Source organism: Actinoplanes lutulentus (assembly GCF_003259845.1).
Lineage (GTDB): Bacteria > Actinomycetota > Actinomycetes > Mycobacteriales > Micromonosporaceae > Actinoplanes > Actinoplanes lutulentus.
Genome location: NZ_QLMJ01000032.1, coordinates 44853 through 55942 on the forward strand (window position 1 = coordinate 44853; position 11090 = coordinate 55942).

Genomic DNA, 11090 nt, shown 5'->3' on the forward strand with positions numbered 1-11090 from the left:
CCCATCCCCCCGCGACATGCGCCAGCTCACCGACAATCGGGACTTATCACGCACGTTTTTCCCGGGCGGCTACCGAGAGCAACTCCTCGGCATGCGCGATGCCGAGGTCCGAATCCGGCAGACCAGCCAGCATCCGCGACAACTCACGGGCCCGCTCGGTCTCCTCCACGATCCGCACACCACTCGTAGTGATCGCCCCACCGGTGTCTTTCGCGACCACCAGATGGCGATCCGCGAATGCCGCGACCTGCGGCAAGTGCGTCACGACCAACACCTGATGGGTACGCGCAAGGCGCGCCAGCCGCCGCCCGATCTCCACAGCGGCCGTGCCACCGACACCCGAGTCCACCTCGTCGAAGACCAGCGTCGGCGGGCCACCGGCACCCGCGAACACCACCTCGATCGCCAGCATCACCCGGGACAGCTCACCACCGGAGGCGCCCTTCTGCAGCGGCAGCGACGGCGCGCCCGGGTGGGCCAGCAGCCGCAGCTCCACCTCGTCGGCGCCGTCCGGACCGGCCGCGAACTCCTCGCCGTCAACCGACACGGCCGGCTCGTCGCGCGTCGGCGTGCGGGTCAGCACCGCGATCTCGACCCGCGCGTGCGGCATCGCCAGACCGGCCAGCTCCACGCTGACCGCCTCGGAGAACCGCCCGGCCGCCTCCCGCCGGGCCGCCGTCAGCCGGCCCGCCAGCTCACCCACGGTCGCGGCGAGTCGCTGCCGTTCCTTGTCCAGCTCTTCCAGCAGCTCGTCGGAGTTGTCCAGCTCGCTCAGCTTGGCCCGGGCGTTCTCCGCCCAGACGATCACGCCGTCGATGTCGTCCGCGTACTTCCGGGTCAGCGCCCGCAGCGCGGCCCGCCGCTCGTAGATCGCCTCCAGCCGGGCCGGGTCCGCGTCCAGCTCACCGAGGTACGCCGAGAGCTCCGACGAGACGTCACCGACCAGGGTCGCCGCCTCCTCGATCCGCAGGGCAAGCTCGCCCAGCAGCGGATCGACACCGGCCTGACCCTCCAGGGTGCGCCGGGCGGTGCCGAGCAGCTGGGTCGCGTCCGGAGTGTCGTCGGTCGCCTCCACACCACCGGCCAGGGCCTGCCCGGCGATGGCCGCGGCCACCCGCAGCCCCTCGGCGTGCTCCAGCCGCTGCAGCTCGGCGCGCAGATCGTCGTCCTCACCGGGCTGCGGGTCGACCCGGGTTATCTCGTCGAGGCCGAGCTTGAGCAGGTCGGCCTCCTGCGAGCGCTGCCGCGCGTTGCGCCGGCGGTCGGTCAGGTCCTCGACCACCTTGCGCCAGCGGGTGAACGCCTCGCGGTAGGAGTCCAGAAGCTTCTCGTGCTCCGGGCCGGCGAACCGGTCCAGCGCGGAACGCTGCTCGGACGGGCGCAGCAGCCGCAGCTGATCGGACTGGCCGTGCACGGCCAGGATCTGCTCGCCGAGCTCGCTGAGCGTCGACACCGGCATGCTGCGGCCACCGACGTGCGCCCGGGACCGGCCCTCGGCCGTCACCGTGCGGCTCAGCAGGATCGAGCCGTCGTCGTCGGCCTCGCCACCGGCGTCGGTGACCCGGGTGCGCACCGCGTCACCCAGGCTGCCGCGCAGTTTCAGCCGGCCCTCCACGACGGCACGGCCCGGGTCGGCTCGCACCCGGCCGGCGTCGGCCCGGCCACCGAACAGAAGTCCGAGACCGGTCACCACCATCGTCTTGCCAGCACCGGTCTCGCCGGTGATCACATTCATTCCCGACGTGAGTCGCAGCGTGGTGTCGTCGATGACGCCGAGACCGGTGATGCGCAGTTCCTCCAGCACAGGCGAACAGTAACGGTGCCCACCGACAAACGCCCACTCCGGGATCTCTGATCAGCGTCGATTCCCTCGCCACCCGACCACGGGCAACTCGAACTTCGCCACGAGCGTGTCAGTGAACGGCCGGGGCGCCAGACGGACCACCCGGACGGGCAACTGACCCCGTTCGACTGTCACCCGCGAGCCGGGCGGCAGGTCCCAGGTGCGGCGACCGTCACAGCAGAGCACCGCAAAGGACGTATACGGGTCGACCGTCAGGACGAACGTCGACGTCGGAGCGGTCACCAGCGGCTTGCTGAACAGCGCGTGCGCACTGATCGGCACGAGCAGCAGCGCCTCCACCTCGGGCCAGACCACCGGTCCGCCGGCCGAGAACGCGTACGCCGTCGACCCGGTCGGTGTGGCGCAAACCACACCGTCACAGCCGTACCGCGACAGCGGCCGGCCGTCCACGTCGACCAGGAGCTCGAGCATCTGCGCCCGCTGCCCCTTCTCCACCGACACCTCGTTGAGCGCCCAGGACTCGGCGATCAGGCGTCCGTCGTACTCGGCCCGCACGTCCAGGGTCAGCCGCTCGTCGACCGTGTAGTCGCCGGCCACCACGCTGGCGACCGCCTCGTCGATGTGCTCGATCTCCGCCTCGGCGAGGAAACCCACCTTGCCCAGGTTGATCCCGAGCAGCGGCGCCTTCACCGGCCGGGCCAGGTCGGCGGCGCGCAGGAACGTGCCGTCACCACCGAGCGCCAGCACGATCTCCACACCCTCGGTCGCCGCCGGTCCCTCGACCGGCTTCACCTCCGGTGGCAGGTCGATGTCGGCGACCTCCTCGGCGATGACCCGGACCTCGAAACCGGCCGCGATCAGATCCAGCGCCACCGCACGGGCGTGCTGTGTGCTCTGCCTGCGCCCGGTGTGCGTCACCAGCAGGGCCGAGCGGGTCATGTCGCCTCCAGGTCAGCAGCCACGGGTCCCGCCTCGACCACACTCTCGATCCGCTCCTGCTCGGCGGGTGGCGCGTCCCGCCGGAACCACACGAAGAACTCCACGTTGCCGCTCGGTCCGGGCAGCGGGCTCGCCGCCACGTCCCGCACACCCAGGCCCAGCTGCTGCGCGGCCGCCGCCACGTCCATCACGGCCTCCGCGCGCAGCCGCCAGTCACGGACCACACCACCGGTGCCGACCCGTTCCTTGCCGACCTCGAACTGCGGTTTCACCATCAGCGCCAGATCACCGTCGGTGCACGCCGCGAGCGCCGGCAGCACCAGCCGCAGCGAGATGAACGACAGGTCGGCCACGGTCAGGTCGACCGTCCCGCCGATCACGTCCGGGGTCAGGGTGCGCACGTTGGTGCGCTCCATCACCACGACGCGCTCGTTGGTCCGGATCGGCCAGGCCAGCTGCCCGTAACCGACGTCGACCGCCACCACCTGCCGGGCTCCGGCGCGCAGCAGCACGTCGGTGAACCCGCCGGTGGAGGCCCCGGCGTCCAGGCACCTTCTCCCCTCGACGCTCAGCTGTTTGAAGGCGGCGAGCGCTCCGGCGAGCTTGTGCCCGCCCCGGGACACGTACTCGGTCTGCGGATCCTCCCCGGTCACCAGCACCGGGTCGGCCGGGTCGACCATCGCCGCCACCTTGTGGGCGACGACGCCCCGGACCTGCACACGGCCGTCCGCGACGAGCGCGGCAGCCTGTTCCCGGGAGCGAGCGAGCTTGCGGCGGACGAGCTCAGCGTCCAGCCGCGCACGGCGGGCCATTTAAGATCAAACCCTTTTCTTGTACGAGTCTCAGCGGTCGATGCTCGCCAGGGTTTCCTGGAGCACCTGGTGCGCGGCCTCGTACTCGGCGATCTGTTCCGCCGGCGCCAGCCGCGCGGCGTTGGCGAGCGACCGTAGCACCGCGTCCACCGCCGGATGCCCGGTGTCCTCCCCGTTCCCGCCGCCCGGCGTGTGCGGGGTTCCCTGGAACTGGGCTCCCTGAAACTGGGTTCCCTGCTGCTGGGTCACCGGGTGCTGGGTCACCGGGTGCTGGGTCACCGGGTGCTGGTTGCCGAGGGGCGGGCCGGGCCGGGGGCCGGGCTGCGCGAAATTCGGGAACGTCACGGGATCACGCCTCCGTGGTCTCGGCCGAGGTCGCCTGGTTCGGCACTGTCTTCTTCGCAGCGGTCTTGCGGGGAGCGGCCTTCTTCGCCGGAGCCGGCTCGACGGCCGCAGCCTTGCGCGGAGCCCGTTTCCGAGGCGCCGCGATCGGCTTCGCCACTGTCTTTTCGGCCGGCTTCTCCACCGTCTTCACGACCGGCTTTTCGACCGGCTTTTCGGCCGGCTTTTCGACCGGGGGCAGTTCGGTCGCGGCGGCTGCCTCGACCACCGCGCTCACCGGCGACGCTGAGGTCCCCGCCGGAACGGGCATGCCCGTGGCCGGTGTCGCCTGCGACGGCACCGCCGCCTTCCTGGCGGGCGCGCGCTTGGCGACCGCTTTCTTGGCGACGGCTTTCTTCGCTGCTTTCACCGGCACATCCGGGGTGACCGCCACCGGCTTGATGGGAGCCGGCTCACTCGCAACCGGCTCGCTGGGCGCGGGGGCCACATTGGCCGGTGCGGACGCCCGGCCCGTTCCGGCCGAGGGCATCGCGTTCGGCTTGGCTTTCACCGCTTTCTTCGCCACGGCCTTTTTCGCCGGTGGTGCGACCGGCGCCGCCGGCGGAGCGACGGTGCCGGGCTTCGACTCCGCCTCCCGCAGCTGTCGCTCCAGGTCGTGCACCCGCGTCGTCAGATCCGACACCTCGTCGGCGGTGGCCAGGCCCACCCGCCCGAGAGCACGGTCCACCTCGAAACGGACAATGTTCGTCAGCGCCTCACGGTTCGCCACACCGGCCGAGAGCAGATCCTCCACCAGGCCCTGCAGCTGAACCGCCGTCGCGCCACCCCGGGAGAACACCTCCCCGGCGACCTGCTGAGCCTTTTTCCTGGGGGCTTCCGTGAGCCCGAGCGCCAGGTCCAGATATGCCCGCCATGCATCTGCCATGGTCCCGCCTCCTCTCGCCGCGTCGGGTGCCACGCTACCGGGCACCCCGGACATCTTCCTGAGGTACCGTGCTGGTGTCGCAAGGGAGGGTGCCGATGGTCACCGTGGACGAGTGCCGGCAAGCGTTGCACGACCTGGCCGCGAAATTGGCCGCCAACGCCGAAGCCCAGGGCCATCTCGACCTCGATCGCACGCTCGCCTGCCGGGTGACCGACCTCGGCACCGCGTTCCACGGCCGGATCACCGGCGGCCGGCTGATCGACATCGCGGACGGCGACGATCCAAAAGCGAAGATCGCGCTGATCTCCTCGGGCGCCGACCTGATCGCCCTGATCGAGGGCAGGCTCGACGTCACCCGCGCGATCGCGTCCCGGCAGGTCACCATCAAGGCGAACCCGTTCGACCTGCTCAAACTCCGTAAGCTCCTCTGAGAGCGCCAGCAGCGCTTCCAGATACGGCCCGGTGATCGAAAACGTTCAAGAACCGGAACGGGCGGCCAGCGACTGGAGCCCGGCCAGCACCTGATCGGCGGCCGAGGTCGCGGTCGACAGCTGGGTGGTCACCTCGGAGAGCACGGCAGCCTGCTCCTCCACCGAGGACGCGATGTTCAGCTGCAACTCGTGGATCCCGTCGACCGCACCGGTGGTGGACGTGATCGTCTGCGCCACGTCGTCGGTCTCCGCCACGATCGCGGTGATCACCTCGTTCACCCGTTGGACCGACGTGGCCGTCTCCCGGGCGAGGTCCTTCACCTCGCTGGCCACCACGGCGAAACCCTTGCCGAGCTCGCCGGCCCGCGCCGCCTCGATCGTGGCGTTGAGCGCGAGCAGATTCGTCTGTTCGGCCAGCGACGCGATCAGCGCGTTCACGTCAGCGATCTCACCGACCGAGCGCTCGAGGGCACGTACCTTCTCGCCCGCTGACGCGGCCGCGTCCTTACCGCTCGCCGCGGTGCCGGCGGCATCCGCGGAACGCTGCGCGATGTCGTGGACCGACGCGGTGAGCGCGGCCAGTTCGCGGTCGACGGCCGCGACCGCCGAGATCGCGGCGTGCGCCTCCGCGCTGATCTCCGTGACGTCCGCGGTCACCCGGCGAGCGTGCTCGGCCGCCTGCTCGGAGCGGAGCCGGACATCCTCGGCGGCCCGTTCCCGCGCGTCCTGCTCGGCCCGTTCGGTCTGCCGCCGGGCGTCCTCGGCCTCCCGCGCGAGAACCTCGTTCTCCCGTTCCGCCTGCTCCGCGAAGTGCCAGAAGATCACGATGCCGGCCACCTCAAGAGCCGCGAGCCCGGCGTGCACGGCGACCATCACGATCGCCGCGCCGATCGCCATGTGGTGGATGCCGAAGACCCGCTCCGGTTCGAGAAGCCCGAGCACACCGTGGTGCACCACCACGACCACGACGGCCGAGATCAGCGGCGCCCACATCTGATAGAGCGCCACGAAGATCAGAATCGCGTACAGGTGGATGTGCGCGGCCATCTCCCCACCGGAGAGCTCGATCGCGATGAACGTGCACGCGATCAGCCCCACGCTGGTGTGCGACGCCATCGCTTTCGGGTTGGGCAGCACACGACTCGCCGCCGCCCAGACGGTGAGCGCCCCGGCCAGCAGCACGGTCTCCCACGGCGAACGCGGCCCCAGAAAGCCGAGCACCAGGAACGCCGGAACGTGGAACCAGAGCAGCCTGCTGATGATCCGATGCCGAGCAGCCCACGACGCGTCGGACAGCCGGGCGCCACGCGGCAGAGTGAACGCGCTCATACCGCTCTTATCGGCCACTCCGCCCACAGCGTGATCGACAACAGCCTCCAAAACTGACTGACATCCCCCAGGCCACGACGCACGGCCCCCCAAGCCCGCGTGTCGAGTTCGGGCGCAATCCGCACCTCAAGTCGACACGGTGGGGTCTGCGGAGCGGGGTCAGAGGCCCCAGGAGTGGAGGAGTTCGGTGGCTTCGGGTGAGCCGGCCTCGATCGCGGAGGATGGGACGCCGTCCCAGGTGACGCCGCAGAGCAGGCGCAGCGCGGTGACCGGGTCGCCGGAGCCGTCCAGGACAGCGCGGTCACCGTCGCGGGTGACCCGCCAGCCGGCGGCTGCGCCGGCAACCCCGTCTCGCGCCTCGCCGCTGATCTCGGCACCGGTGTCTTCGCCCAGCGCCTCTTCGCCCGGCACATCTCTGCCCAGCGCCTCTTTGCCTGGCACGTCTTTGCCTGGCACGTCTTTGCCTGGCACGGGGATGCGGGCGTTGGCGGCTGGGTGGAATAGGGCCGACAGGTCGGCTGCCACGTAAGTGGGGCGGCGGTGGGGTGGTGCCGCCAGCAGGTCGGCCGGGCCGCTGACGCCGGTGAGTACCAGCAGGCTGTCCATGCCGGCGCCGGCCGCGCCCTCGATGTCGGTGTCCAGGCGGTCGCCGATTGCCAGTGGACGCTTCGCCTCGGACCGCTCCGCGGCCGTGGTGAACAGGCCTGGCTCCGGCTTGCCGACGACCACGTCCGGGTCACGGTCCAGGGCGGTGCGCAGGACCGCCACCAGGGAACCGTTGCCCGGCAGCGGGCCACGGGGGCTCGGCAGAGTCTTGTCGGTGTTGGTGGCGAACCAGGTCGCTCCGGCCCGTACCGCCAGAGCGGCTTCGGCCAGGACCTTCCAGCCGACCTCAGGTCCGTACCCCTGAATGACCGCGACCGGTTCGTCCTCGGCCGAGCCGACGGGGTTGAGGCCCGCGTCGCGGACCTCGGCGCGCAGGGCGTCGGCGCCCACCACCAGGATCGGCGCGCCGGCCGGAAACCGCTCGGCCAGAAGCACGGCGGCCGCGCCGGCCGAGGTCAGAACCTCAGCCGGCGCGGCCTTCACACCCATGCCGGTCAGCAGCGCGGCCACATCAGCGGCGCGCCGCGAGGCGTTGTTCGTCGCGTACGCGATCGAAGTCCCGCCAGAGCGCAGCTGCTCGACCGCCTCGGCCGCGCCCTGAATCGGTTTGTCGATCAGGTAGATGACGCCGTCCAGGTCGAAGATGACCAGGTCGTAGCCCGCGGCGAGGTGGTCGCTCATGCTTACTTCTGCTCGTCGTCCGACTTCGCGACGAACTCGTCCGCCTGCTTCTTCTCGTCGTCGGACTTGACGGCGTCGGTGTTCACGTCGGTCTCGGACACCGCGGCCGACTCGTCGTCGTCCTCGTCATCCTCGTCGTCGTCCTCGAACTCGTCGTCCTCGGCGTCGACCGCGACCGGCGCGTCGTCCTCGTCGTCGTCTTCGTCGTCGTCCTCGAAGTCGTCGTCGTCCTCGGCCACCGGGCCCTCGGAAGCGTCGTCGTCCTCGGAACGAGTCTCCGGGCCGGCCTCACCGAGGGCAGCCTCGGTCTCGTCGTCCTCGTCCTCGTCGTCGCCCTCGATGGAGACGCCGTCGAGTTCGAGAAGCCGCTCGGCCGCGTCGGTCAGCTGCTCCTCGTCGGCGGCAGCGGCACGGGCGAACCACTCCCGGGCCTCGTCACGGCGACCAGCCGCGAGCAGGGCGTCGGCGTACGCGTACCGCAGGCGGGCCGCCCAGTCGGCGTCCTCCTCCGAGGTCAGTTCCTTGACCTGGAGCATCGCCACGGCCGCGTCGTGCTGGCCGAGGTCGGTCCGGGCGCCGGCCGCCACGATCAGCAGCTCGATCGCACCGGTCTTCTCAAGCTTCGCGATGTCGGCGCCGCGGTACAGGTCGATCGCCCGCTCCGGCCGGCCCAGGGCCCGCTCGCAGTCGGCCAGCTCGGCGAGGTGCGTCTGCCGACCGGTCATCCGGTGGTAGGTGCGCAGCTCGGCGATGGCCGTCGTCCAGTCACCGGCCGCGTAGGCGGCGAGACCGACGGCCTCACGCACCACGGCGATCCGGGACGCGAGCCGGCGAGCCGCGATCGCGTGCTGCAGCGCCAGCTCGGAGTCCTCGTCGATGATCTGGCCGGCCGCGACGAGGTGCCGCGCGACCTTGTCCGCCATCTCACGGGTGAGGGAGTTCAGTTCGGCGCGGACCTCCTGGTCGAGGTCGGTCGCGACGATGTCCTCGGGGATCTCCGGGGCGTGGAAGGTCGGCTGAGCGTCCTGCTCGTCCTGCGGCCGGTTGTCGCGCTCCTGGAAGCCGCCACGGTCACGGTCGCTGCGGAAGCCGCCGCGGTCGCCCTGGGGCCGGTCGCCACCACGGTTGAAGCCGCCACGGTCGCCGCCACCCTGGTAACCGCCACGGTCACCCTGGGGACGGTCGCCACCGCGGAAACCACCGCGGTCGCCGGACGGACGGTCACCCTGGGGACGGTCGCCCCGGTAGCCGGACGGACGGTCGCTGCTGGGACGGTCGCCCCGGTAGCCGCCACCCTGCGGGCGGTCGCCACCGGAGAAGCTCTCACGGGGGCCGCTCGAACGGTCGCGGTTGAAGCCGCCACGGTCGCCGCCACCCTGGTAGCCGCCACGGTCACGGTCGCCGCCACGGAATCCACCGCGGTCGCCACCGCCCTGGTAACCACCACGATCGCCGCCACCCTGGTAACCACCGCGGTCACCCTGGGGACGGTCGCCACCGCGGAATCCACCGCGGTCGCCGCCACCCTGGTAGCCGCCACGGTCGCCCTGGGGACGGTCGCCACCACGGAAGCCGCCGCTCTGGGGACGGTCACCACTGGGACGGTCGCCCCGGTAGCCACCGCTCTGCGGACGGTCGCCGCCACGGTTGAAGCCGCCGCGGTCGCCGCCACGGTTGAAGCCGCCGCGGTCGCCGCCACCCTGGTAACCACCACGGTCGCCAGACGGACGGTCGCCACCGCGGAATCCACCGCGGTCGCCGCCACCCTGGTAGCCGCCACGGTCACCGGACGGACGGTCGCCACCGCGGAAGCCGCCGCTCTGCGGGCGGTCGCCGCCACGGTAGCCACCACTCTGGGGACGGTCGCCGCCACGGAAACCGCCACGGTCGCCGCCACCCTGGTAACCACCACGGTCACCGGACGGACGGTCGCCACCACGGAAGCCGCCGCTCTGGGGACGGTCACCACTGGGACGGTCGCCCCGGTAGCCACCGCTCTGCGGACGGTCGCCACGGTTGAAGCCGCCGCGGTCGCCACCGCCCTGGTATCCGCCACGGTCACCCTGGGGACGGTCGCCACCACGGTATCCACCGCGGTCGCCGCCACCCTGGTAACCGCCACGGTCGCCCTGCGGACGGTCACCACTGGGACGCTCGCCCCGGTAGCCACCGCTCTGCGGACGGTCACCGCCACGGAAACCACCACGGTCGCCGCCACCCTGGTAACCACCACGGTCACCGGACGGACGGTCACCGCCACGGAAGCCACCCTGGCCGGCGCCACGGTCGCGGTCTCCACCACGGAAACCACCGCGGTCGCCGCCACCCTGGTAGCCGCCACGGTCACCCTGCGGACGGTCGCCACCGCGGAAACCGCCACGGTCGCCGCCGCCCACCGAGCGCTGTCCGCCCTGGTAGCCGCCACGGTCACCCTGGGGACGGTCGCCACCGCGGAAACCACCGCGGTCGCCGCCACCCTGGTAACCACCACGGTCGCCCTGCGGACGGTCACCACTGGGACGGTCGCCCCGGTAGCCGCCACCCGACGAACGCTGTCCGCCCTGGTAGCCGCCACGGTCGCCACCACGGAAACCCCCGCGGTCGCCACCGGGCCGGTCGCCGCCACGGAAGCCTCCGCGGTCGCCGCCACCCTGGTAGCCGCCACGGGATCCGCCCCGCTCGCCGCCGCCCTGGGAGGAGCCACCGCGGTCACTCCGGCGCTCGTCGCCAGCTCCGTCGCGACTGCGGCCGGGACGGCTCTCGCCGTCTCGGTTGCTGGAGCCGCCGTCTTGCGGTCCTGTAGTCACGGATCATTCCTTCCAATACGGCGGCTGGCCCTCGGAACGGGCGGCGCCAAGCGTCAACACTCAAAGCTACTAGGGGACTTGCTCGTAAACGCAGTCAAGGGCCGACCCCGAGCGGGGGCGGCCCTCGACCATCACGTTGAGTCCGGCGGCGTCCTACTCTCCCACACCCTCCCGAGTGCAGTACCATCGGCGCTGGAGGGCTTAGCTACCGGGTTCGGAATGTAACCGGGCGTTTCCCCTCCGCTATGACCACCGAAACACCTTTCAGCGTAGCGAAGAACCAGCAACCCATAAGCCAGCCGAAAAGGCCGGCAAACGAGGTGGTTGTTCGTTTGCTGTGAATCACACAGTGGACGCGTAAGCATAAAATTTAGGGTGGTTAAGCCCTCGGCCTATTAGTACCGGTCAACTCAA

The 11090-nt window shown here is 71.2% G+C and carries 8 protein-coding genes, 1 rRNA gene and 1 pseudogene; 1 reads left to right on the forward strand and 9 read right to left on the reverse strand.

Annotated features, from left to right (window positions below; all coding sequences use genetic code 11):
- Positions 1-46 precede the first annotated feature (46 nt).
- The 5 genes and pseudogenes from recN to B0I29_RS43835 all read right to left on the reverse strand — a co-directional run.
- The gene (gene recN, locus B0I29_RS43815; RefSeq protein WP_111655106.1) at positions 47-1804 is read right to left on the reverse strand and encodes a DNA repair protein RecN; all 1758 of its coding nucleotides are present in this window, start codon (positions 1802-1804) and stop codon (positions 47-49) included.
- Between the two features lie 51 nt (positions 1805-1855).
- The gene (locus B0I29_RS43820) at positions 1856-2743 is read right to left on the reverse strand and encodes an NAD kinase (protein ID WP_111655107.1); all 888 of its coding nucleotides are present in this window, start codon (positions 2741-2743) and stop codon (positions 1856-1858) included.
- Entirely contained in the window at positions 2740-3555 is an 816-nt protein-coding gene (locus B0I29_RS43825; protein ID WP_111655108.1) for a TlyA family RNA methyltransferase, read from the reverse strand. The genes B0I29_RS43820 and B0I29_RS43825 overlap by 4 nt, the downstream gene beginning before the upstream one ends.
- A 30-nt stretch (positions 3556-3585) precedes the next feature.
- Entirely contained in the window at positions 3586-3900 is a 315-nt protein-coding gene (locus B0I29_RS46225; RefSeq protein WP_181558295.1) for a hypothetical protein, read from the reverse strand.
- A 292-nt stretch (positions 3901-4192) separates the two neighbouring features.
- A pseudogene (locus tag B0I29_RS43835) lies at positions 4193-4822 on the reverse strand (phasin family protein); the annotation flags it as partial.
- 95 nt (positions 4823-4917) lie between these two features.
- Between B0I29_RS43835 and B0I29_RS43840 the strand changes: the two are divergent.
- The gene (locus tag B0I29_RS43840; RefSeq protein ID WP_111655109.1) at positions 4918-5253 is read left to right on the forward strand and encodes an SCP2 sterol-binding domain-containing protein; all 336 of its coding nucleotides are present in this window, start codon (positions 4918-4920) and stop codon (positions 5251-5253) included.
- A gap of 45 nt (positions 5254-5298) precedes the next feature.
- On the opposite strand, the gene B0I29_RS47655 is transcribed toward B0I29_RS43840, so the two are convergent.
- The 4 genes from B0I29_RS47655 to rrf form a co-directional block, all read right to left on the reverse strand.
- A complete protein-coding gene (locus B0I29_RS47655) occupies positions 5299-6582 on the reverse strand; it encodes a methyl-accepting chemotaxis protein (RefSeq protein ID WP_111655110.1) in 1284 nt (427 codons plus the stop codon).
- A gap of 159 nt (positions 6583-6741) precedes the next feature.
- Positions 6742-7869, reverse strand: coding sequence for an HAD-IIA family hydrolase (locus B0I29_RS43855; protein ID WP_245973204.1), 1128 nt, complete (start codon positions 7867-7869; stop codon positions 6742-6744).
- Between the two features lie 2 nt (positions 7870-7871).
- Positions 7872-10676, reverse strand: coding sequence for a tetratricopeptide repeat protein (locus tag B0I29_RS47915; RefSeq protein ID WP_245973205.1), 2805 nt, complete (start codon positions 10674-10676; stop codon positions 7872-7874).
- Between the two features lie 140 nt (positions 10677-10816).
- A 5S ribosomal RNA gene (gene rrf / locus B0I29_RS43865) occupies positions 10817-10933 on the reverse strand.
- Positions 10934-11090 lie beyond the last annotated feature (157 nt).